Annotated in this window: 18 protein-coding genes; 6 read left to right on the top strand and 12 right to left on the bottom strand. The window is 74.0% G+C overall.

The annotated features are described in order from the left end of the window. Positions 1-12 precede the first annotated feature (12 nt). Positions 13-1,359: an L-seryl-tRNA(Sec) selenium transferase gene (selA, locus tag AVL61_RS03890; RefSeq protein ID WP_082696937.1), complete on the top strand. Its 1,347-nt coding sequence runs from the start codon at positions 13-15 to the stop codon at positions 1,357-1,359. Further along, positions 1,356-3,152: a selenocysteine-specific translation elongation factor gene (gene selB / locus AVL61_RS03885; RefSeq protein ID WP_058873024.1), complete on the top strand. Its 1,797-nt coding sequence runs from the start codon at positions 1,356-1,358 to the stop codon at positions 3,150-3,152. Before selA ends, selB begins: the two co-directional genes overlap by 4 nt. 120 nt (positions 3,153-3,272) lie before the next feature. Here selB and AVL61_RS03880 read toward each other — a convergent pair whose 3' ends face one another. The 7 genes from AVL61_RS03880 to AVL61_RS03850 all read right to left on the bottom strand — a co-directional run bounded on the left by AVL61_RS03880 (position 3,273) and on the right by AVL61_RS03850 (position 11,707). Next, positions 3,273-4,421: an electron transfer flavoprotein subunit alpha/FixB family protein gene (locus AVL61_RS03880; RefSeq protein ID WP_058873023.1), complete on the bottom strand. Its 1,149-nt coding sequence runs from the start codon at positions 4,419-4,421 to the stop codon at positions 3,273-3,275. Between the two features lie 67 nt (positions 4,422-4,488). Further along, positions 4,489-5,313: an electron transfer flavoprotein subunit beta/FixA family protein gene (locus AVL61_RS03875; RefSeq protein WP_197412632.1), complete on the bottom strand. Its 825-nt coding sequence runs from the start codon at positions 5,311-5,313 to the stop codon at positions 4,489-4,491. Between the two features lie 169 nt (positions 5,314-5,482). Beyond that, positions 5,483-6,304, bottom strand: a complete 822-nt coding sequence (locus AVL61_RS03870; protein ID WP_058873022.1) for an HpcH/HpaI aldolase/citrate lyase family protein — start codon at positions 6,302-6,304, stop codon at positions 5,483-5,485. An 88-nt stretch (positions 6,305-6,392) separates the two neighbouring features. Then, positions 6,393-6,881 (bottom strand): MaoC family dehydratase, encoded by a 489-nt coding sequence (locus AVL61_RS03865; RefSeq protein WP_058873021.1) that lies wholly within the window; start codon positions 6,879-6,881, stop codon positions 6,393-6,395. Positions 6,882-6,891: 10 nt separating this feature from the next. Continuing rightward, complete coding sequence (locus tag AVL61_RS03860; protein ID WP_058873020.1) at positions 6,892-8,052, bottom strand: acyl-CoA dehydrogenase family protein; 1,161 nt, start codon at positions 8,050-8,052, stop codon at positions 6,892-6,894. Then, positions 8,049-10,103 carry an ATP-binding protein gene (locus AVL61_RS03855; RefSeq protein WP_157571278.1) on the bottom strand — a complete coding sequence of 685 codons (2,055 nt, stop codon included), beginning with the start codon at positions 10,101-10,103 and terminating at the stop codon, positions 8,049-8,051. Before AVL61_RS03855 ends, AVL61_RS03860 begins: the two co-directional genes overlap by 4 nt. Continuing rightward, a complete protein-coding gene (locus tag AVL61_RS03850; RefSeq protein WP_058873019.1) occupies positions 10,100-11,707 on the bottom strand; it encodes a carboxyl transferase domain-containing protein in 1,608 nt (535 codons plus the stop codon). Before AVL61_RS03850 ends, AVL61_RS03855 begins: the two co-directional genes overlap by 4 nt. Before the next feature lie 121 nt (positions 11,708-11,828). Between AVL61_RS03850 and AVL61_RS03845 the strand changes: the two genes are divergently transcribed. Continuing rightward, positions 11,829-12,503 (top strand): TetR/AcrR family transcriptional regulator, encoded by a 675-nt coding sequence (locus AVL61_RS03845; RefSeq protein ID WP_231738270.1) that lies wholly within the window; start codon positions 11,829-11,831, stop codon positions 12,501-12,503. After that, positions 12,500-13,693 (top strand): acyl-CoA dehydrogenase family protein, encoded by a 1,194-nt coding sequence (locus AVL61_RS03840; protein ID WP_058873017.1) that lies wholly within the window; start codon positions 12,500-12,502, stop codon positions 13,691-13,693. The genes AVL61_RS03845 and AVL61_RS03840 overlap by 4 nt, the downstream gene beginning before the upstream one ends. A 12-nt stretch (positions 13,694-13,705) precedes the next feature. Here the strand turns inward: AVL61_RS03840 and AVL61_RS03835 are convergent, their stop codons facing one another. From AVL61_RS03835 to AVL61_RS03815, 5 genes are all read right to left on the bottom strand, one after another. Beyond that, complete coding sequence (locus AVL61_RS03835) at positions 13,706-14,536, bottom strand: IclR family transcriptional regulator (protein ID WP_082696936.1); 831 nt, start codon at positions 14,534-14,536, stop codon at positions 13,706-13,708. 156 nt (positions 14,537-14,692) lie between these two features. After that, the gene (locus tag AVL61_RS03830; RefSeq protein WP_058873015.1) at positions 14,693-16,441 is read right to left on the bottom strand and encodes a BCCT family transporter; all 1,749 of its coding nucleotides are present in this window, start codon (positions 16,439-16,441) and stop codon (positions 14,693-14,695) included. Between the two features lie 7 nt (positions 16,442-16,448). Next, a complete protein-coding gene (locus AVL61_RS03825) occupies positions 16,449-17,225 on the bottom strand; it encodes a creatininase (RefSeq protein WP_058873014.1) in 777 nt (258 codons plus the stop codon). Between the two features lie 133 nt (positions 17,226-17,358). After that, the gene (locus tag AVL61_RS03820; RefSeq protein WP_058873013.1) at positions 17,359-18,624 is read right to left on the bottom strand and encodes a M24 family metallopeptidase; all 1,266 of its coding nucleotides are present in this window, start codon (positions 18,622-18,624) and stop codon (positions 17,359-17,361) included. Positions 18,625-18,802: 178 nt separating this feature from the next. Continuing rightward, complete coding sequence (locus AVL61_RS03815; RefSeq protein WP_058873012.1) at positions 18,803-19,462, bottom strand: GntR family transcriptional regulator; 660 nt, start codon at positions 19,460-19,462, stop codon at positions 18,803-18,805. Positions 19,463-19,614: 152 nt separating this feature from the next. Between AVL61_RS03815 and glyA the strand changes: the two genes are divergently transcribed. After that, positions 19,615-20,922, top strand: a complete 1,308-nt coding sequence (gene glyA / locus AVL61_RS03810) for a serine hydroxymethyltransferase (RefSeq protein WP_058873011.1) — start codon at positions 19,615-19,617, stop codon at positions 20,920-20,922. After that, the gene (locus tag AVL61_RS03805; RefSeq protein WP_058873010.1) at positions 20,922-22,139 is read left to right on the top strand and encodes a sarcosine oxidase subunit beta family protein; all 1,218 of its coding nucleotides are present in this window, start codon (positions 20,922-20,924) and stop codon (positions 22,137-22,139) included. The genes glyA and AVL61_RS03805 overlap by 1 nt, the downstream gene beginning before the upstream one ends. Positions 22,140-22,144 lie beyond the last annotated feature (5 nt).

The following is a 22,144-nucleotide window of genomic DNA, read 5'->3' as shown; positions in this document are numbered from 1 at the left end:
CGAGGAGGACCCGTGGCCCTGGACGACCCGCGCCGGCTGATCCCGCGCACCGACCAGCTCATGGCCCTGCCGCCCGTCCGCGACGCCCGCGACCGGCTGAGCGAGGGCGTGCTCCGCGCCCTGGTGCGCGAGACCCAGGACCGGGCGCGGCGCGGTGAGCTCGCCCCCGAGGACGTCGAGCCGGCGGTGCTCGCCGCGCTGGGGACCCGCTCCGCGTCGACCCTGACGCCGGTGCTCAACGCCACCGGCGTGGTCGTGCACACCAACCTGGGCCGCGCCCCGCTGTCCGCGGCCGCGGTCGAGGCGCTGCGCACGGCCGCCGGGTACGTCGACGTGGAGCTCGACCTGGGCACCGGCACCCGCTCCCGCCGCGGCACCGCGGCCCGGGCGGCCCTGCTCGCCGCCTGCCCGCCCGCCGAGGACGCGCTGGTGGTCAACAACGGCGCGGCCGCCCTCGTGCTGGCCACCACGGCCCTGGCCGCCGGCCGCGAGGTGGTGATCAGCCGCGGCGAGCTCGTCGAGATCGGGGCCGGGTTCCGGCTGCCGGAGCTGATCGAGTCGACCGGCGCCCGGCTGCGCGAGGTCGGCACGACCAACCGGACCCATCTGCGCGACTACGCCGCGGCGATCGGCCCGGAGACCGGGTGCCTGCTCAAGGTGCATCCGAGCAACTTCCGGCTGGAGGGCTTCACCGCGGCCGTCGAGGTCCACGAGCTGCGGACCCTGGCCCGGACCCACGGCGTGCCCCTCGTGGCCGACCTCGGCAGCGGGCTGCTGACCCCCGACCCGCAGCTGCCGGGCGAGCCCGACGCCGCCACCGCCCTCGAGGGCGGGGCCGACATCGTCATCGCCAGCGGCGACAAGCTGCTCGGCGGCCCGCAGGCCGGGCTGGTGCTCGGCGGCTCGGACGTCGTCGCCCGGATGACCGCCCACCCCCTCGCCCGCGCCGTCCGTGCCGACAAGCTCTCGCTCGCCGCGCTGGAGGCCACGCTCGCCGGCGGGCCCGTCCCGGTCGTGCGCGCGCTGCACGCGGACCCGGAGCGGCTCCGCGAGCGCGCCGAACGGCTCGCCGCGGCCGTCGGCGCCCCGGTGGTCGCCCACGACGGCCGGGTCGGCGGCGGCGGTGCGCCCGGCGTGCCGCTGCCGGGGTGGGCGGTGCGGCTGCCCGAGGCGGCGGCCCCCCTGCTGCGCACCGGCCGCCCCGCCGTCCTGCCCCGGGTGCACGACGGCGCGTGCCTGCTCGACCTGCGCTGCGTGCCCGAGTCCGACGACGACCGTCTGCGCGCGGCGGTGCAGGCCGCCCTGGCCGCACCGGGCGTGGCGGACCGGGCGGACGACGTCGCCGGGCGGGCCCGGTGAGCACGCACGTCGTCGCCACGGCCGGGCACGTCGACCACGGCAAGAGCACCCTGGTGCGGGCCCTCACCGGCATGGAGCCGGACCGGTGGGAGGAGGAGCGCTGCCGGGGGCTGACCATCGACCTGGGCTACGCCTGGACCACGCTGCCGTCCGGACGGGACGTGGCCTTCGTGGACGTGCCGGGCCACGAGCGCTTCCTCGGCAACATGCTCGCCGGGCTCGGGCCGGCTCCCGTCGTCTGCTTCGTGGTCGCGGCCGACGAGGGCTGGCAGGCCCAGTCCGGCGACCACCGCGACGCCGTCGCGGCCCTGGGCATCGAGCACGGCGTGGTGGTGCTCACCCGCGCCGACCGGGCACCCGGGCGGATCGGCGAGGTGCTCGCCCAGGTGCGCGCGGAGCTGGCCGGGACCGGTCTGCGCGACGCGCCCGTGGTCACCGTCTCGGCGCTCGAGGGCACGGGCCTGGCCGAGCTGCGCGCCGCCCTCGACGACGTCCTGGCGGCGGCGCCCGCACCCGACGAGGGGCGGCTGCGGCTCTGGGTGGACCGGTCCTTCACCATCACCGGTTCCGGCACGGTGGTGACCGGCACGCTGACGGCGGGCACGCTCCGGCAGGGCGACCGGCTGGAGCTTCTCGGCGCCGGCGGGGCCCGGCCGGCGGTGGTCCGGAGCCTGCACAGCCGGAACGAGCCGCACACGGCGCTGGAGCCGTGCACCCGCGTGGCGCTGAACCTGCGGGGGGTCTCCGCCGAGGACGTGCACCGCGGCGACGCCCTGGTCACCCCGGGGACGTGGCCGCTCACCGGTGTCCTCGACGTCCGCCGCAGCACGGGGCCCGCCCTCACGGCCACGGCCGAGCACCTCGTGGTCCACGCCGGCACCGCGGCGGTGCCCGCCCGGCTGAGCCCGTTCGACGCCGACCACGCCCGGCTGGTCCTCGACCGGGCCCTGCCCCTGGTCCTCGGGGACCGCCTGGTGCTCCGCGACCCCGGCAGCCGCGCGGTGCTCGGCGGCGCCCTGGTCCTCGACGCCGATCCCCCCGCGCTGCGGCGGCGCGGGGACCGGGCGCGCCGGGCCGCCCGGCTCGCCGGCACGGACGTCCGCGGGGACGTCCTCGGGGAGGTGGCCCGCCGCGGCGCGGTGCGGGCCCAGCACCTGCACCGCCTCGGGCTGCTGCCCGCCCCGGACGCTACCCCGCCCGGGGACGTGCGCGTGCTCGGCGACTGGTGGGTGCACGCCCCCCTGCTCGAGTCCTGGACCCGGCGGCTGCGCACCGCGGTGGACGAGCTGCACGCCCGGGACCCCCTGGCCGCGGGGCTCTCGCGGGGCGCCGCCCGCGACCTGCTCGCGCTGCCGGACGCCGCGCTGGTCGATCCCGTGGTCCGCGGCGCCGGCCTGGAGCAGGACGCCGGGCACGTCCGCTCCCCGCACCACCGCGGGGGCCTCGGCGCCCACGAGACCGCGGTGCTCGAGCTGGAGCGGCGGCTCGCGGCCGAGCCCTTCCGCAGCCCGGAGGCCGACGACCTGACGGCGCTGCGGCTCGGCGCCCGTGAGCTGGCCGCGGCCGAGCGCACCGGCCGGCTGCTCCGCCTGGGGGACGGTGTCGTGCTGCTCCCCACCGCCCCCGCGCTGGCGATGCGCGAGCTCGCCGGCCTGCCGCAGCCCTTCACCACCAGCCAGGCGCGCCAGGCGCTCGGCACCACCCGGCGCGTCGCGATCCCGCTGCTCGAGCACCTCGACGCCCGCGGCTGGACCCGGCGGCTGGACGCCGGCCACCGCACGGTGGCCCGCTGACCGGGAGGTCCCCGCAGGAAGCGGTTCCCGCCGGCGCCCGGGCCCCCGCCGGTGGCGGCGTCCCCGCCGGCGCCCGGGCCCCCGGCCGGTGGGGCGTCCCCCGGCGGTCGGCCTCCCGCGCTACTCCCCGCGCAGCTTCCGGAGGTGCTCGACGGCCTGGGGCAGCACCGTCCGGAGGTCGCCCACGATGCCGAGGTCCGCGATCTCGAAGACCGGGGCCTGCTCGTCCTTGTTCACCGCCACGATCGTCCTCGCCGTCTGCATGCCCGCGCGCTGCTGGACGGCCCCGGAGATCCCGCAGGAGACGTAGAGCTGCGGGGAGACGGTGCGCCCGGTCTGGCCCACCTGCGCCTCGGGGCCGATCCACCCGGCGTCCACCGCCGCGCGGGAGGCGCCGACCGCCCCGCCGAGGGCGTCCGCGAGCTCCTCGAGCGGACCGAAGTCCCCGCCCGTGCCGCGGCCGCCGGCCACGACCACGCGGGCCTCGCCCAGGGCGGGCCGCCCGGAGACGGGCAGCTCGGTCCGGCCCACGACCCGGGCCGCCGGCACGGTGTCCTCGAGCGCGTGCGTGCGCACCCGCGGGCGCCGCGCTCCGGGCTGCCCCGCGGCGGGTCCGGTGCCCGGGGCCGCCGCGGGAGGACCGCCGGGAGCGTCCGCGCCGTCCTCCGCCGGGTCCTCCCCCGGGACCTCCGCCAGGTTCTCCACCGGGGCCTCCCCCGGGACCTTCGCCGGGTTCCCCGCTGGGACCTCCCCCAGGTTCTCCGCCGGGGACTCCGCCGGGAGCTCGACCGAGTTCGGGCGGACGGTCGCGATCAGCACGGGGCTCGTGGCCCGGCACCGGGTGGTCCAGCCCCCGGCGAGCACGGACTTGGTGGCGACGAGGTCGGCGTCGAGGGCCACGACGTCGGTGACGACCCCGGCCTCGAGCCGCACGCCCAGGCGTGCGGCGACGTCCTTGGCCTCGGGGGTGCCGGCGAGCAGCAGCACCCGGGCCCCGGTCGCCCGGGCGGCGGCCTCCGCGAGCGCGACCGCGGGCGTGCTGAGCCGGTCGCCGGGCCCGCCCTCCGGGGCGTGCACGGTGTGCACCGCGTGGGCGGCGAGCGCGTCGAGCAGGGCGTCGCCGGGCGCGGCCGGCACGACGACGTGCGTCTGCCCCAGGGTGCCCGCGAGCACGAGCAGCTCCCGGTCGGCGCGGCGCAGCCGGTCCGTGCCGGCCAGCACCACCAGGGCGGCGGCCTCGCCGGTGGTCGTCGTGGTGGTCGTGGTCATGGTGGTCCTCCTCCTGCCCGGCGGGCGGGCGCGTGCGGTGCGGGTCCAGCGCGGTGCGGCCGGGGGCTCAGACGAGCTGCCGGGCCACGAGGAACTCGGCGAGGCGGACGCCGCCCTCGCCCTCGTCGACCACGACCTCGCCGTGCGCGCGGGGCGGGCGGGGCACGGCGTCGAGCACCTCGGTGAGCGAACCCGCGAGCCCCACGGCGTCCGCGTCCAGGCCGAGGTCGGCGGCCGACCACGTCTGCACGGGCTTCTTCTTGGCCGCCATGATCGCCTTGAAGTTGGGGTAGCGCGGGGTGTTGGCCTGGTCGGTCACGGCCACGAGGGCCGGGAGGTCCGCGACGACCTGCAGGGCCTCGGTCTCCGTGTGCCGCACGGCCGTCAGCGAGGCGGCGTCCTCGGCCACCGCCAGGGAGCTCGCGAAGCCGACGTGGGCGAGGCCGAGCCGCTCGGCGAGCTGGCCCGGGACCAGGGACGTCTCGCCGTCGGTGGCGGCCATGCCGGTGAGCACCAGGTCCACGGCGCGGTCCTCGACCCGGGCGATCCGTTCGACCGCGGCGGCGAGCACGCGGGCGGTGACCCACGCGTCGGAGCCGACGAGGGCGTCGTCGAGCACGTGGAACCCGGCGTCGGCGCCCAGCTGGAGGGCGCGCTTGAGCGCGTCCGTCGCGCCCGCCGGGCCCATGGTCAGGGCGAGCACGCGGTGCCCGGCTCCCGGACCGCCGTGCATCCCCACGATCTGCAGTGCGGCCTCGAGCGCGTACTCGTCGAGCTCGGAGAGGATCCCGGACGAGCGATCGAGCAGGGGCGGGCTTCCGGCGAGGACGCGGTCGCCCGCGGCGTCGGGGACGTGCTTGACGGGGACGACGATCGTCAGGGGCTGGCTCATGATCTCCTCCGGACGGAACGGGACGGGACAGAACGGGACGGAACGGGACGGAACGGGACGGAACGGAACGGGACGGAACGGAACAGGGCTCGACGGGACGGGACAGGACTCGACGGGTCCGGGCCGGACGGGTGGGGCCGGCGGCTCGGGCCCGGACGGCACGGGAGCGTCAGGCGTCCGCGCGGCGCACGAGGCGCTCGGCGTGGCGGATCAGGGGCTCGTCGACCATCCGCCCGCGGAACGTGAAGACCCCGGGGGTGCGGCGGGCGGCGTCGAGCAGCTCGCGGGCGGCCTCGACCTCCGCGGCGTCGGGCCGGTAGGCGGCGCGGACGGTCTCGACCTGCCCCGGGTGGATGCAGGCGGTGGCCGTGAAGCCGGAGGCCACGGCGTCGAGGGCCTCCTCGCGCAGCCCGTCGAGGTCGGCGATGTCGAGGTGCACCGCGTCGATCGCCGGCCGGCCGGCGGCGCCGGCCGCGAGCAGGACGGCGGAGCGGGCGTGGCGGGCCACGTCCCGGTAGGTGCCGTTCGCGCGCCGGGACGAGCTGCCGCCGAGCGAGGCGACGAGGTCCTCGGCGCCCCACATCAGGGCGACCACGTTGGGGGACCGGGCGATCTCGGCCGCGTTGACCACGCCCTCGGCGGTCTCGCACAGGGCGACCACGCGGTACAGGCCCAGTTCCGCGGCGACGGCGAGCCGTTCGGCGGAGGCCGTCTTGGGCAGCATCACGGTGGTGTACCCGGTGTGCCGGAGGGCGACGAGGTCGTGGGCGAAGTCCTCGGTGTCCTCGGCGTTGATCCGCACGATCGTGCGGGCCGGGTCCAGGGGCGTGGCCACGAGGGCGTCCCGGGCGGCGGGCCTGGCGGACGGCGCCACGGCGTCCTCGAGGTCGAGGATCACGGCGTCGGCGCGCTGGGCCGCCTTGGCGTAGCGCTCGGGGCGGTCGGCCGGGCAGAACAGCAGGGCCGGTCCGAGGAGGAACGGGTCGGTCATCGGGACTCCTTCGCCGGGGTCTCGCTGCGGGCGGGGTCGTTGCGGGCGGGGTCGTTGCGGGGATCGCCGTGGAAGTTGCGGCGGGCGGTCACTGCGGGGCGGCGTCGCGGGACCACACGAGCACCGAGCGGGTGCACCGGGCGACCACGGCGCCGTCCTGGTTGCGGCCCACGTGCTGGAGCCGGACGATTCCCTGCCCGGGCCGGGAGGAGGAGGCCCGCGCGCCGAGGACCTCGGAGGACGAGTACAGGGTGTCCCCGTGGAAGAGCGGGTGCGGGAAGGCGACCTCCTCGAAGCCGAGGTTCGCCACGATGGTGCCCTGGGTCAGCTGGGCCACGGACGCCCCCACGAGGGTCGAGAGGGTGAACATGGAGTTCACGAGCCGCCGGCCGAAGGGCTGGCGCTCGGACCACGCGGCGTCCAGGTGCAGGGACTGGGTGTTCATGGTGAGGGTCGTGAACAGCACGTTGTCCGCCTCGGTCACGGTCCGGCCCGGGGCGTGCTCGTAGACCGTGCCGACCGCGAACTCCTCGAACCACAGCCCGCGCTGGCGGACCACCTTGCGCTCCCCGGTCACGGCAGCCTCCTCACAGTCCCAGCTCGCGGGCGATGAGCATGAGCTGCACCTCGGTGGTGCCCTCGCCGACCTCGAGGATCTTGGCGTCCCGGTAGTGGCGGGCCACCCGGGACTCGTTGATGAACCCGTAGCCGCCGAAGACCTGGGTGGCGTCCCGGGCGTTGTCCATCGCGGCCTCCCCGGCCACGAGCTTGGCGATCGCGGCCTGCGTCTTGAACGGCCGGCCGGCGAGCATCCGGGACGCGGCGTCGTAGTAGGCCAGCCGTGCGGTGTGCGCGCGGGCCTGCATGCGGGCGATCTTGAAGGACACGGCCTGGTTCGCCCCGATGGGGCGCCCGAAGGACTGCCGCTCCTGCGCATAGCGCACGGACTCCTCGACGCAGCCCTGGGCCGCGCCCGTGGCGAGGGCGGCGATGGCGATGCGGCCCTCGTCCAGGACGGACAGGAAGTTGGCGTAGCCCCGGCCCTCCTCCCCCAGCAGGTTCTCCTCGGGGACCCGGACGTCCTGGAGGGACAGCGGGTGGGTGTCCGAGGCGTTCCAGCCGACCTTGTCGTAGGCCTTCTCGGCGCGGAAGCCGGGGGTGTCCGTGGGGACGATGATCGTGGAGATGTCCTTCCGGACCCGCCCGTCCGGCAGCTCCGTGGTGCTGGTGACCGCGGTGACGTTCACGAGGCGGGTGATGTCCGTGCCGGAGTTGGTGATGAACTCCTTGGCCCCGTTGAGCACCCACTGCCCGTCCTGGCGCTTCGCGGTGGTGCGGGTGCCTCCGGCGTCCGAGCCGGCCTCGGGCTCGGTGAGACCGAACCCGGCGAGCGCCCGGCCCGCGGCGAGGTCGGGGAGCCACTGCTGCTTCTGCACCTCGGTGCCGAAGCGGAAGATCGGCATGGCGCCCAGCGACACCCCGGCCTCGAGGGTGATGGCCACGGACTGGTCGACCCGGGCGATCTGCTCCAGCGCCAGGCACAGGGCGAAACTGTCCCCGCCCATCCCTCCGTACTCCTCGGGGAAGGGCAGGCCGAACAGGCCCATCTCCCCCATCTGCGCCACGATGTCGTAGGGGAACTCGTGGGCCGCGTCGTACCGCGCGGAGACGGGGGCGATCACCTCGTCGGCGAAGTCGCGGACGGTGTCGGAGAGGTCCTGGTACTCCTCGTCGAGCTCGAAGTTCATGTGCTCTGCTCCTGGTCGGTCGGAAGGGGCTCGGTCGGCTGACAGGCGTCGGGGACCACGCGGGCGAGCAGCTGGTGCAGCCGCACCTGCTCGCCCGGCCGGACCAGGACCTCGACGGTGCCGGCGGTGGGCGCGGTCAGCCGGTGCTCCATCTTCATGGCCTCGACCACCACCACGGTCCGGCCCTCGGCGACCCGCTCCCCCGTGGCCGCGGGCACGGCGACCACGGTGCCGGGCATGGGCGAGTGCAGCTCCGGGGCGGCGGGCCCGGCCGTGCGCTCCAGGGCGGCCAGCGCCCGCTCGAGCAGGGCCTCGCGGGACAGGACGTCGAGCTGCACGGCGAAGCCGTCCTCGCCCACCCAGACGCTGAGCCCGTCGGGGGCCGCGGCGAGGTGGACCACCCGCGACGTGCCGCCGGCCTCGAGCAGGTGCGCGGCCGGACGGCCCGGCAGCGGGCTCAGGCGCACGGCGGGGTCCACGACGGTCCGGCGGGGCTCCTCGAGCCCGTGGGCCAGCACCACCGCGGGCCGGGCGCGCCCGGTGGCCCGCCAGCCGTCCGGGCGGGACCAGGGGCTCAGGTCTCCGGCGGGGCGCGGATCGGCGGGGTGGTGCCGGGCGAGGAACGCGGCCGCGGCGGCGAGGTGCGTCTCGTCGGGGGCCGTGAACTCCAGCTCGGGCAGGCGCCGCTCGACGAGGGTGGTGTCCACGTCCCCGGCGCGCACGCCGGGATCGGCGAGCAGGGCGCGCAGGTACTCGGTGTTGGTGCCGACCCCGAGCACCACGGTGCGGGCCAGGGCCAGGTCCAGCCGGTCGAGGGCCTGGGCCCGGTCGGCGCCCCACGCGACGACCTTGGCGAGCATCGGGTCGTAGTCCGGGCCCACCCGCAGACCCGGCGCCAGCGAGGAGTCCACCCTGATCCCGGGGCCGGAGGCCTCCTCCAGCGCCAGCACGGTCCCGGCGGTGGGCAGGAAGCCGCGCGCGGGGTCCTCCGCGTAGAGCCGGGCCTCGACCGCGTGGCCGGTGAGCACGACGTCCTCCTGCGCCAGGCCCAGCGGCTCTCCCGCGGCGACGCGGAGCTGCTGGGCCACGAGGTCCACGCCGGTGACCAGCTCGGTGACGGGGTGCTCCACCTGCAGGCGGGTGTTCATCTCCATGAAGAAGAAGGTCTCGGGCTGCGCGGCCGGCACCAGGAACTCCACGGTGCCCGCACCGGTGTAGCCGACGGAGCGGGCCACCGTGCAGGCGGCCTCCCCGATCCGTTCCCGGGTGGCGGGGTCCAGCAGCGGCGAGGGCGCCTCCTCGATGATCTTCTGGTGCCGTCGCTGCAGGGAGCACTCCCGCTCCCCCAGGTGCACCACGGCGCCGTGGGCGTCGGCGAGGACCTGCACCTCGATGTGCCGGGGGGACTCGATCAGCTGCTCCAGCAGGAGGGTGTCGTCCCCGAAGGCGGCCGCGGCCACCCGCCGGGCCGTGGCCAGGGCCTCCGGCAGCTCGGCGGGGGTGCGGGCCACGTGCATGCCCTTGCCGCCGCCGCCGGCCGAGGGCTTGATCAGGACGGGATAGTCCATCCCGGCGGCCGCGGCGACCAGGGCGTCGTCGTCGAGCCCGGGCTCCGAGACCCCGGCGACGACGGGCACCCCGGCGGCCGCGACGTGCTGCTTGGCGCGGATCTTGTCGCCCATGGTCTCGAGCGCCTCGGTGCCGGGGCCGATGAACACGATCCCGGCGGCGGCGCACGCCCGGGCGAAGGCGGCGTTCTCGGACAGGAACCCGTAGCCGGGGTGGATGGCCTGCGCGCCGGTGGCCCGCGCGGCCCCGAGCACGGCGTCGATGCGCAGATAGCTCTGCGCCGGGGCGGCGGGGCCCACGCACACGGCCACGTCGGCCTCGCGCACGTGCACCGCGTCCCGGTCGGCCTCGCTGTAGACGGCGACCGAGCGGATGCCCAGCGCCCTGAGCGTGCGGAGGACCCGGCGGGCGATCTCGCCGCGGTTGGCCACGAGGACGACGTCGAAGCGGGCGGGAGGCGTGCCGGCAGTCACGGTGCTCACATCCTGAAGAGGCCGAGGGCGGGCTCGGGCAGCGGGACCCGGGAGCAGACCTCGAGGGCCAGTCCGAGCACCTCCCGGGTGTCGGCGGGGGCGATCACGCCGTCGTCCCAGAGCCTGGCGGTGGAGTACCAGGGGCTGCCCTGGGACTCGTACCGGGCCCGGATGGGCGCCATGAACGCCTCGCGCTCGGCCGGGTCCCACTCCTGCCCGCGGGCCGCCAGCTGGTCGGCCTTCACGGTGGCCAGCACCGAGGCGGCCTGGGTCCCGCCCATCACCGAGATCCTCGCCTGGGGCCAGAGGAACAGGAAGCGCGGTGAGTACGCCCGCCCGCACATCGAGTAGTTGCCGGCCCCGAAGGAGCCGCCGATCACCACGGTGAGCTTCGGCACCCGGGTGGTGGCCACGGCGGTGACCATCTTGGCGCCGTGCTTGGCGATGCCGCCGGCCTCGTAGTCGCGGCCCACCATGAAGCCGGTGATGTTCTGCAGGAACAGCAGCGGGATCCCCCGCTGGTCGCACAGCTCCACGAAGTGCGCGCCCTTCAGCGCCGACTCCCCGAAGAGCACCCCGTTGTTGGCCACGATCCCCACGGGGTGGCCGTGCACGTGGGCGAAGCCGGTGACCAGCGTGGTGCCGTACTCGGCCTTGAACTCGGCGAAGCGGCTGCCGTCCACGAGCCGGCCGATGACCTCGTGCACGTCGTAGCCGGAGTTGGGGTCCACCGGCACGGCCCCGGCGAGCTCGTCCTCGGCCACGGCCGGGGGCACCGGATCGAGCACCGGCCAGGCGCGGGGACCCGCTGGCGGGAGGGTCGCCACGATGTCCCGGAGGATCCCCAGGGCGTGCACGTCGTTCTCCGCGAGGTGGTCGACCACCCCGGACGTGCGGGCGTGCAGGTCCCCGCCGCCGAGCTCCTCGGCGGTGACCTCCTCCCCGGTGGCGGCCTTCACCAGCGGCGGCCCGCCCAGGAAGATGGTGCCCTGCTCGCGCACGATCACCGTCTCGTCGCTCATCGCCGGGACGTAGGCCCCGCCCGCGGTGCAGGAGCCGAGCACGGCCGCGAGCTGCGGGATCCCGGCCGCGGAGAGGTTGGCCTGGTGGTAGAAGATCCGCCCGAAGTGCTCCCGGTCCGGGAAGACCTCGTCCTGCAGGGGCAGGTACGCCCCGCCCGAGTCGACGAGGTAGACGCAGGGCAGCCGGTTCTCGAGGGCGATCTCCTGGGCGCGCAGGTGCTTCTTGACCGTCATGGGGTAGTAGGTGCCGCCCTTGACCGTGGCGTCGTTGCACACGACCATCACCTGCCGGCCGTGGACCAGGCCGATCCCGGCGATCACGCCGGCCCCGGGGCACTCGTCGTCGTACATCCCCTCCGCGGCGAGGGCACCGATCTCCAGGAACGGGCTGCCGGTGTCCAGGAGGTGGTCCACCCGCTCGCGCGGCAGCAGCTTGCCGCGCCCCACGTGCCGCTGCCGGGAGGCCTCCGGGCCGCCCCGGGCCGCCCGATCGAGGCGCCGCGCCAGCTCCTCGACCAGCTCCTGCTGGGCGGCCGTGTTGGCGGCGAACTCCGCGCCGCCCGGATCGACCTCGGTGCTCAGCACGCGCATCGGTTCCCTCCGTCCGGGCGGCGGCCTGGGGTGCCATTTCGGTTAATATCGACTAACTTGGAGTTCAGGTTAGTGGCGACTCACTAGGATGTCCAGGAATCCGCGACCGAGAGCAGGACCCGTGACGCAGACCGAGCACACCCCCCGTCCGCCCACCACCGTGCGCGGACGGGCGAAGGCCCAGCGGCGCGAGGACCTGCTCACCGCCGCCGCCGCGCTGTTCGCCGAGCGGGGCTTCGCCGGCGTCTCGATCGACGACATCGGCGCGGCCGCAGGGGTCAGCGGCCCCGCGGTCTACCGGCACTTCCCCAGCAAGCAGGCGGTCCTCGGCGCGGTCCTGCTCGAGGTCAGCCACGACCTGCTGGACCGGGGTCGCGAGGTCGTGGCCCGCTCCCCCGATCCGGCCCGGCGGCTGCGGGCGCTGATCTCCTTCCAGGTGGAGTTCGCGCTGCACCGGCCCGCCGTGATCGTGGTGCAGGACCGGGAGCTGCCGAACCTCACCGAGGAGGACCGCCACACGGTCCGGGCCCTGCAGCGCGGCTACGTGACGCTGTGGGTGGACGCCCTGCAGGACCTGGCCCCCGCGCGCGACGTCGCGGAGCTCACCCTGCGCGCCCAGGCCGCCTTCGGGCTCATCAACTCGACTCCCCACTCCCTGCGGACGGCGCACCGGCTGCGCACCCCGCCGGAGGCGGAGCGGCTCGACACCGCCCGGGCCGCCCTCGAGGAGATGACCTGGGCCGCGCTGCGCACCGCGTTCGCGCCGGCCCCCACCGCCCCAGGAGGCACTCCGTGACCGAGTCCCCGGCCGCCCAGCCGCTCCCCGAGCCGTTCTACGCGGAGGAGCACGAGGAGTTCCGCGAGGTGGCCCGTGCGTTCACGGCTCGCGAGGTGGCTCCGCACTACGCCGAGTGGGACGCCCAGCACCTGATGCCCCGCAGCCTGTGGACGGCCGCCGGCGAGGCGGGGCTGCTGGGCCTCGCGGTGCCCGAGGAGTTCGGGGGCATGGGCCTGACCGACTACCGGTTCCGCGCCGTGCTCGACGAGGAGCTGGTCCGGCAGGGCGCCCTCGGCGTGGCCCTGGCCCTGCACCTGCACGACGACTGGGTGCTGCCCCACCTGCTCGCCCACGGCACCGGCGAGCAGAAGCAGCGGTGGCTGCCGCGGATGCTCACGGGGGAGCTCGTCACCTCCGTGGCCTGGACCGAGCCGGGCGCGGGCTCCGACCTGCGCGGGGTGCGCACCCGGGCCGTGCGCGACGGCGAGGAGTGGGTGCTCACCGGCCAGAAGACGTTCATCGGCAACGGGATGAGCGGGGACGCCGCCCTGGTCCTGGCGCGCACGGACGGCGGGACCGGCCGGGCCGGGGAGGACGGCTTCAGCCTGTTCCTGGTGCACAAGGCGGACTCCCCCGGCTACGAGACCGGCCGGCAGCTCGACAAGATGGGGGTCAGGGCCTCCGACACCGTCGAGCTGTTCTTCGAGGACGTCCGGGTCCCCGCCGCGAACCTGGTGGGGACCGAGGGCGGCGGGCTGCGGCAGATCCGGCAGGCGCTGCCCCAGGGGCGGCTGGCGGTGGCCGTGGCCGCGAGCGCCGTGGCCCGCTCCACCCTGGAGAGCACGCTCCGGTACACCGGCGAGCGCACGGCCTTCGGCACCCGGGTGCTCGACTTCCAGCACACCCGGTTCGAGCTCGCGGAGCTGACGGTCGAGGTGGAGGTCACCGAGGCCTACGTGCGGCGGGCGGTGCACGCGTTCAACGCGGGGGCGCTCGACGTGGTCGGCGCGTCCAAGGCCAAGTACTGGGCCGGGGAGCGGGCGAAGTCCGTCACGGACCGGTGCCTCCAGCTGCACGGCGGGTACGGCTACATCCTCGACTACCCGGTGGCGCAGGCGTATCTCGCCTCCCGGCTGCTGACGATCTTCGGGGGCACCAGCGAGATCCTGCGGGAGACGATCGGCCGGGACCTGGCCGCCGGGGCCTGAGGAGGTACCGGGTCAGCGCGCCTCCAGGGGCGCCCGCCCGGCCCGGCGGGAAACCGGGGAGGCGCCGAGACGCAGGGACACCTCCCGGGCCGCCGCCACGGCCGCGGCCGCGAGCAGCTCGGCCTGCTCGGGCGTGACCCGGTAGCGCGGAGCGGCGATCATGACGGCGGCGACCACCTGGTCCCGGTGGTCACGGACGGGGGCGGCGACACCGACCTCGTCCAGGGAGGTCCTGCCGTAGTTGACGGCCACCCCGTCGTCGGCGACCTGGCGCAGGGCCTCGAGGTAGACGTCGATGCTCGTCTCGGTGGGGTCGGGGAGCTCGAGCATGCCGGACAGGAGCAGCGCCCGGGCCCGCTCCGGGGGCTGCTCCGCGAGGAAGAGCTGCACCGAGGAGCTGAGGGCCGTGTTGTAGCGGGTGCCCAGCGGAGTGGTGTGCTTGATCTGCCGCGGACTGGGAATCTGCTCCACGCAGACCGCCTGGTCGCCGTTCCAGACCAGCAGCGCGCTGGTCTCGCCGGTCTGCTCGGTCAGCTCGAGCAGCACGGGATATGCCACCCGCCGCTCGTCCAGTTCCGCCAGCAGCGGCCCGGCCACGGAGATGAGCCCGAGCCCGAGGCGGTAGCGCCGTGTCTGCGGGTCGCGCTCCACCACGTCCTCCTGCTCCAGGGTGACCAGGAGCCGGGAGACGGTGCTCTTGTGCAGGCCGACGCGGGCGGCGATCTCGGTCACCCCGAGCGTCGGCTCGTCCGCGGAGAAGCAGCGCAGGACGTGCAGGGCGTGGGAGACGACGGACGCGGCGCGCGCTTCGCGCGAGGATGCACTTGCGGGTGACTCAGTCATAGGACTTCTCATTCTCCTGCACGGCGGCGGTGCCGCCGCTGTGGTGTGTCCGGGATGCGGGACCGTGGTCCACGGTCCCGCATCCCGGACCCGTTGTGCCGGCCCTCGCCCCCTGACGGCGTCCACGCCGTGAGGGGGCGAGGGCCGGCACGGTGGTCACGGCCGTGCGAGCGCCTCCGGGACCGGTTCCCGTGCGGGACCCGCCCCGGGCCGCCGCGCCGGGGGCACCGGCGCGGTCCGCTCCACCGTGCCGCTGCCGGGGACACCGGTGTCCGGGTCCGGCGAGGGGTCGTTGACCTCCCGCTCCAGGCGCACGGTGTCCGGGGTGCGGGTCAGCAGCCGGCGGACCAGGTTCGCGATCATCAACAGGATGACGAAGGAGAAGGGGAAGGCGCCGATGATGGTGCCGGTCTGGACCGTGTCGACCACCGCGGTGCCGCCGAGGGTGAGCAGCGTGACCGCCACGGCGGCGATGCTGGCGACCAGCACCACGCGGAAGACCGGACCGGCCCGGCGGGGCGCGGAGACGAACTCGGCCAGGGCGTGGGCGCCGGAGTCCAGGGAGGTGACGTAGTAGGTGGCGACGAGGACGGTCGCGACGACGAGCAGCAGCGAGCCGATGACCGGCACGGACTCGAGCATCACGAACAGCCCGCTGGAGGTGTCGGCCGCGACGGCCGCGGAGATCCCGCGCTCACTCGCGTCGTCGTAGTGCAGGGCGGCGGAGCCGATCACCCCGATCCACGCCATCACGATCAGCGAGGGCACCACGGTGACCCCGATGACGAACTCGCGGATGGTGCGGCCGCGGGAGATGCGGGCGATGAAGCCGGCCACGAACGGGCTGAAGGCGATGACCCAGCACCAGATGAACACGGTCCACCAGCCGTTCCAGCTGTCCTGCCAGGTCGAGATGCCCTGACCGGCGGTGCCGGCGTCGGTCCAGAAGCTCATCGCCGCGAAGTTGGCGAAGAAGGAGCCGAAGGTCTGGGTGATGTTGGAGATGAGGAAGATCGTGGGGCCGAAGACGAACACGGCCACGAGCAGCACGATGCTCAGCACCGAGTTGAGCTCACTGATCCGCTTCATGCCCTTGTTGATGCCGAAGAACGCGGAGACGGCGGTGAGCCCGCCCAGGCCCAGGATCACGAGCAGCCAGACGCCCGAGCTCGGGGAGATCCCGGTGAAGGACGAGAGGCCCGAGCTGAACTGCATGGCGGCGAAGCCGAAGGACGTGGCCAGGCCCAGGACGGTGGCGATGATGGCGAGCAGCTCCACGACCACGCCGGCCCCGCGCTGCGACCACTTCGGCAGGATGTCCACCGTGGCCTCGCGGAAGGTGAGGGTCTTGCCGAGGTTGTGGTGGGAGTAGGCGAGGCACACGGCCACCACGCAGTACATGGCCCAGGCCGTGAACCCCCAGTGGAAGTAGGACCACACCATGGCGCCCTCGGCCGCGCCGTCCTGCCCGGCGGGGACCACGGGGTTGTCGTCCCGGAGCAGGATCGGTTCGGCGACCGACCAGAAGATCAGGCCGATGCCCTGCCCGCAGGCGAAGAGCATCGAGTACCAGGCGAACTTGCCGTGCTCCGGGCGGGCGTCCGGGCCGCCGAGGCGCACCTTGCCGATGCGGCTGAAGACCAGCCACACGCAGACGGCGACCGCCACCAGCGAGTAGAGGATGAACAGCCACGTGAAGTTCCCGGTGACGAACGTGCGCGCCGTGGCGATGGCCTCGGCGGCGCCGCCCGGGTCCAGGGTGACCACCACCAGCACGGCGATGATGAGCAGGGGCGGCAGGACCGTGATGACGGCCCGGTCCAGGGCGGGCAGGTTCCGCCCGCGGAACCGCGGCACGGTCACGGGTTCCGTGGCGGCCGTCGCCGAGGGGTCTGACTTCTTCATGTGGATCTCACTTCCCGAACTCGCTGGTGACCGCCCGGACGATCCCGGAACGGACGGTGGAGAGCAGCAGCTCGCCCCGCTCTGCGGTGGCGCCTGCCGGAGAGGAGAGGCATCCCGAGCCGGGGGTCCGGGCCGGGTCCTCGGGGAACACGTCGTAGGCGGTCAGTTCAGCGGGGGGATGGTCGGGAGCCCGTGACATGTCGACCTTCTCGGGGTGCAGGTGGAGCATCAGGGACGTCTCGAGCACTCCTCCGTGCTCGATGTCCCAGCCGAGGAAGCCGTCCGGGAAGACGGCCTCCAGGGTGGCGTCGTCGACGAAGTCCCAGTACGAGAGCAGCATGGCCCGGCTGCCGTCGAGGCCGTCGGCCCGGGCCTCCCGCACCGCGAGGTCGAGGCCCTCGTAGAGGAACTGGTAGTTCTCGAAGTGGCCGTTGACGACCACGACCCGGCGGATGCCGTGGCGGAAGAGCTCCAGCACGACGTCCTTGGTCTGCGCGATGAGGGCCTGCGCCGAGAGGCTGGTGGTGCCGGTGCGGTGGTTGCCGCCGCCGGAGCGGGGCTGGGACTTGTAGCCGTAGGCGAAGACCGGCGCGACCAGGGCGTCGAGGTCCTCCGCCGCGGCGGCGGAGATGGCACGGGAGAGCATGGCGTCCACGCCCAGCGGCATGTGGGGCCCGTGCTGCTCCGTGGCCCCGGTCGGGATGAGCACCAGCCCCTGGCCGGTGGACGTGTAGTCCTCGTAGCTGTGCGCGTCGAGGTCTTCGAGGAAACGGGTGCTGGCCACAGGGTTCCTTCCGTGTGCCTGGGTGCGTGGGACTGGCGGCGGTGCCGGGTGCGACCGCCCGGGTCCGGGCGGCCGCACCCGGCCGGGGTCCCGGTGGCGCCGCCCTCCGGCGGCGCCACCGGGACCGTCCGGGTCAGGCGGAGATGATGTTGTGCTCGGGGCCGTAGGGGAACTTAGTGATGTTCTCCACGGTGTCCTGACCGATGACGAGGATGTCGTGCTCGCGGTAGCCGCCGGCGCCGGGCTCGCCCTCGGGGATCGTGATCATCGGTTCCATGGACACGACCATGCCCGGCTCCAGGACGGTGTCGATGTCCTCGCGCAGCTCCAGGCCGGCCTCGCGGCCGTAGTAGTGGGAGAGGACCCCGAAGGAGTGGCCGTAGCCGAAGGTGCGGTTGGCGAGCAGCCCGTGGGAGATGAAGATCTCGTTGAGCTCCGCGGCGATGTCCTGGCACACCGCACCGGGCTTGATCAGTTCCAGGCCGCGCTCGTGGACCTTCACGTTGATCTCCCACAGTTCGCGGGAGCGGGCGTCGGGCTCGCCCAGGAACAGGGTGCGCTCCAGGGCCGTGTAGTAGCCGGAGGTCATCGGGAAGCAGTTCAGCGACAGGATGTCCCCGCGGCGCAGCTGGCGGGTGGTGGCCCAGTTGTGGGCGCCGTCGGTGTTGATCCCGGACTGGAACCACACCCAGGTGTCGCGCACCTCGCGGTGCGGGAAGGTGCGGGCGATCTCGTGGACCATGGCCTCGGTGCCGGCCAGGGCGACCTCGTACTCGGTGACGCCCTCCCGGATCGCGTTGCGGATGGCCTCCCCGCCCAGGTCGCCGATGCGGGCGCCGTGCTTGATGACCTCGATCTCCTCGGGCGACTTGATCATGCGCTGGCGCATGGCGTCCTGGGAGACGTCGGTGAGCTCGGCGCCCTCGAAGGCGGCCTGGATGCGCTGGCGGGTCAGCAGCGGCAGGGCGTCGTCCTCCACCCCGATCCGGCGGGCGGTGACCCCGCCCCGGCGCAGGGCCTCCTGGAGGCCGTAGTAGAAGTTGTCGCGGCGCCAGTCGGTGTAGACGATGTTGTCGCCGTAGCTGGTGCGCCAGGGCATGCCGGCGTCGATGTTGGCGGTGACCGTCACGGAGTCCTCGGCGGTGACGACCAGGGCGTAGTTGCGCCCGAAGGTGGTGTAGAGGAAGTCCGAGTAGTACTTGATGCCGTGGTAGCTGGTCAGGATGACGGCGTCGAGGTCCTTGGCGGCCATGATTCGGCGCAGCCCGGACAGGCGGCGCTCGAACTCGGCGTCGGAGAAGGTCAGCTGCTCCTTGACTCCGTTGTGCAGGGTCTTCAGGCGCTCGAGCTCGGCGACGCTGGTCGCGTTCGGGGCGGTGGCGGTGGGCGAGGTGGTCATGTGTCTTCTTCTCCCGAGGTTCAACGAGTTGCGTTTCTTGCAACGCTGTTGCCTCAATGTAAGGAGGATCACAACGGCCGTCAATGGTTCACCCTTTTTCTCGCTGAACCCATGTCGTCACGCGCCGCAATGTTGCGTTCAACGCAACCAGTCGCCACCGAAACCGTGGAGGGCCGCCTCAGAGGACCTTCCGCACCTGCTCCTCGAAGTCGCGGATGTGCTCGAGCATGATCGCGGCGGCCTCCTGCTCGCGGCCGTCCAGCACCGCGGTGAGCAGGGCCGTGTGGACGGAGATGTGCTCCTGCAGCTGCGGGATCCGGTCGGCGGCCACGCACCAGATGCGGGTGGCCAGATTGCCGTAGCGGGTCAAGGTCGTCTCCAGGTGCGCGTTCCCGGCGGCGGCGTAGACGGCCCGGTGGATGGCCACGTCCCAGCGCAGGGTGTCCTCGCGGTCCTCCGCCGCCGGCTCCTCGAGCTGCTCCCGCAGCCGCTCCAGTCGTTCGCGGGCCGCACCTCCGCGTCGCTCGGCGGCCAGGCGGGCAGCCAGCGGCTCGAGCACCTCGCGCACCTGGGAGATCTCGGACAGCGCAGTGATGTCCACGGTGGTCGCGAACGTGCCCCGGCGCGGATAGGTCACCACGAGGTGCTCCGACTCCAGCCGCTTGAGCGCCTCGCGCAGCGGGGTGCGCCCCACCCCCAGGTCCTCGCTCAGCCGGGCCTCGTTGAGCGGACTGCCGGGCGGGATGTCCAGCAGGATCAGCCGGTCCTGCAGCCGGAGGAAGGCCTGGTCGGCCAGGGAGCGTCCGCTTCCCGCGGTCTCGTCGGTGTGCTGCAGCATGTGGGGCCCTTCCTGCGGCGTGCGTGGCGGGGCCCGAGCGGCGGATGACGACGACAGGAAAAGTCATGCTTGACCAGACGTGGCCCCTGTCACATACTAGGCCTGAACAACTGATATATCAGTTGCACACACAAGACGTTCCAGGAGGGCACATGACCGTGCACGAGGACTCCCCTCTGTACCAGCCGTTGGCCGAGAGCGACCCCGAGGTCGCCGCGGCCGTCGACGCCGAGCTGCGGCGCCAGCAGTCCACGTTGGAGATGATCGCCTCCGAGAACTTCGCGCCCGCCGCGGTCATGGAGGCCCAGGGCTCGGTGCTCACCAACAAGTACGCCGAGGGCTACCCCGGCCGGCGCTACTACGGCGGCTGCGAGCACGTCGACGTCGTCGAGCAGCTGGCCATCGACCGGCTCAAGGCGCTGTTCGGCGCCGAGCACGCCAACGTCCAGCCCCACTCCGGGGCGCAGGCCAACGCCGCCGCCATGTCCGCGCTCCTGGACCCCGGGGACACCATCCTGGGCCTGGACCTCGCCCACGGCGGGCACCTCACGCACGGGATGAAGCTCAACTTCTCCGGCAAGCTCTACAAGGTCGCCGCCTACGGCGTCTCCGAGCAGGACCACCGCATCGACATGGCCGAGGTCGAGCGCCTCGCGCTCGAGCACCGGCCCCGGCTCATCGTCGCCGGCTGGTCCGCCTATCCCCGGCAGCTGGACTTCGCCGCGTTCCGCCGCATCGCCGACGAGGTCGGGGCCTACCTGATGGTGGACATGGCCCACTTCGCCGGACTGGTGGCCGCCGGGCTGCACCCGAACCCCGTGCCCCACGCCGATGTGGTGACCTCCACCACCCACAAGACCCTCGGCGGCCCGCGCGGCGGGGTGATCCTGTGCCGGCAGGAGCTGGCGAAGAAGATCAACTCCGCCGTCTTCCCCGGCCAGCAGGGCGGCCCGCTCGAGCACGTGATCGCCGCCAAGGCCGTGGCCTTCAAGCACGCCGCGACCGAGGAGTTCGCCGACCGCCAGGTGCGCACCCTGGAGGGCGCGAAGATCCTGGCCCACCGGCTGCTGTCCCCCGATGTCATGGCCACCGGGATCGATCTCGTCAGCGGCGGCACCGACGTGCACCTGGTGCTGGTGGACCTGCGGAACTCCGAGCTCGACGGCCGGCAGGGCGAGGACCGGCTGCACCGCATCGGGATCACGGTCAACCGCAACGCCGTCCCCTTCGACCCGCGCCCGCCGATGGTCTCGTCCGGGCTGCGCATCGGCACCCCGGCCCTCGCCACCCGCGGCTTCGGCGCCGCCGAGTTCACCGAGGTGGCCGACATCATCGCCGAGGCCCTCATCGCCGCCCCCGACGCGGACCTGAGCGCTCTGCGCGACCGCGTCACGGCTCTGGCCGAGCGGTTCCCGCTCTACCCGAACCTGTCCGCCCCCGTCCTGAACGGAGCCCTCTGATGGCTGATCTTCTGCCGGAGCACCCGGACTTCCTGTGGCACAACCCGGACCCGAAGTCCTCCTACGACGCCGTGATCGTCGGCGGCGGCGGGCACGGGCTCGCGACCGCCTACTACCTGGCCAAGAACCACGGCATGACCAACATCGCCGTGCTGGAGCGCGGCTGGCTGGCCGGCGGGAACATGGCCCGGAACACCACGATCATCCGCTCCAACTACCTGTGGGACGAGTCCGCGGCGATGTACGAGCACTCCCTGAAGCTCTGGGAGATCCTGCCCGAGGAGCTGGAGTACGACTTCCTCTTCTCCCAGCGCGGGGTGATGAACCTGGCGCACACCCTGGGCGACGTCCGGGAGTCCGTGCGCCGGGTCAACGCGAACAAGCTCAACGGCATCGACGCGGAGTGGATCAGCCCGGAGCAGGTCAAGGAGCTGTGCCCGATCATCAACATCGGGGACGACATCCGCTACCCGGTGATGGGGGCGACCTACCAGCCGCGCGCCGGCATCGCCAAGCACGACCACGTGGCGTGGGCCTTCGCCCGCAAGTGCGACGAGATGGGCGTGGACATCATCCAGAACTGCGAGGTCAACGGCTTCGTCATGGACGGCGACCGGGTGGTGGGCGTGGAGACCTCCCGCGGGCGGATCAACGCCGGCAAGGTCGGCCTCTGCGGGGCCGGGCACAGCTCCGTCCTGGCGGAGCTCGCCGGGTTCCGGCTGCCGATCCAGTCCCACCCGCTGCAGGCCCTGGTCTCGGAGCTGCACGAGCCCGTGCACCCGACCGTGGTGATGTCCAACCACGTGCACGTCTACGTCTCGCAGGCCCACAAGGGCGAGCTGGTCATGGGCGCCGGCGTGGACGCCTACAACGGCTACGGCCAGCGGGGCGCCTTCCACGTCATCGAGGACCAGATGGCGGCCGCGGTGGAGCTCTTCCCGATCTTCGCCCGCGCCCACGTCCTGCGCACCTGGGGCGGGATCGTGGACGTCACCCTGGACGCCTCGCCGATCGTCTCCAAGACGCCCGTGGACCAGATGTACGTCAACTGCGGCTGGGGCACCGGCGGCTTCAAGGGAACCCCCGGAGCCGGCTACGCCTTCGCCCACACCATCGCCAACGACGAACCCCACCCCCTCAACGAGCCCTTCGCCCTGGAGCGCTTCGAGACCGGGGTCCTCATCGACGAGCACGGCGCCGCCGCCGTGGCCCACTAGGAGGC

Source organism: Kocuria rosea subsp. polaris (genome assembly GCF_001483755.1).
GTDB lineage: Bacteria > Actinomycetota > Actinomycetes > Actinomycetales > Micrococcaceae > Kocuria > Kocuria cellulosilytica.
This window is presented reverse-complemented; position numbering and strand designations above follow the sequence as displayed.

What these genes read in the sequence shown, in the direction of transcription:
- AVL61_RS03860 (WP_058873020.1), bottom strand. Translation starts at nt 8,052, where the DNA reads ATGAACTTCGAGCTCGACGAGGAGTACCAGGACCTCTCCGACACCGTC.
- glyA (WP_058873011.1), top strand. Translation starts at nt 19,615, where the DNA reads ATGACCGTGCACGAGGACTCCCCTCTGTACCAGCCGTTGGCCGAGAGC.
- AVL61_RS03805 (WP_058873010.1), top strand. Translation starts at nt 20,922, where the DNA reads ATGGCTGATCTTCTGCCGGAGCACCCGGACTTCCTGTGGCACAACCCG.
- AVL61_RS03850 (WP_058873019.1), bottom strand. Translation starts at nt 11,707, where the DNA reads ATGCGCGTGCTGAGCACCGAGGTCGATCCGGGCGGCGCGGAGTTCGCC.
- AVL61_RS03820 (WP_058873013.1), bottom strand. Translation starts at nt 18,624, where the DNA reads ATGACCACCTCGCCCACCGCCACCGCCCCGAACGCGACCAGCGTCGCC.
- AVL61_RS03875 (WP_197412632.1), bottom strand. Translation starts at nt 5,313, where the DNA reads ATGAGCCAGCCCCTGACGATCGTCGTCCCCGTCAAGCACGTCCCCGAC.
- AVL61_RS03835 (WP_082696936.1), bottom strand. Translation starts at nt 14,536, where the DNA reads ATGACTGAGTCACCCGCAAGTGCATCCTCGCGCGAAGCGCGCGCCGCG.
- AVL61_RS03830 (WP_058873015.1), bottom strand. Translation starts at nt 16,441, where the DNA reads ATGAAGAAGTCAGACCCCTCGGCGACGGCCGCCACGGAACCCGTGACC.
- AVL61_RS03870 (WP_058873022.1), bottom strand. Translation starts at nt 6,304, where the DNA reads ATGACCGACCCGTTCCTCCTCGGACCGGCCCTGCTGTTCTGCCCGGCC.
- AVL61_RS03815 (WP_058873012.1), bottom strand. Translation starts at nt 19,462, where the DNA reads ATGCTGCAGCACACCGACGAGACCGCGGGAAGCGGACGCTCCCTGGCC.
- AVL61_RS03880 (WP_058873023.1), bottom strand. Translation starts at nt 4,421, where the DNA reads ATGACCACGACCACCACGACGACCACCGGCGAGGCCGCCGCCCTGGTG.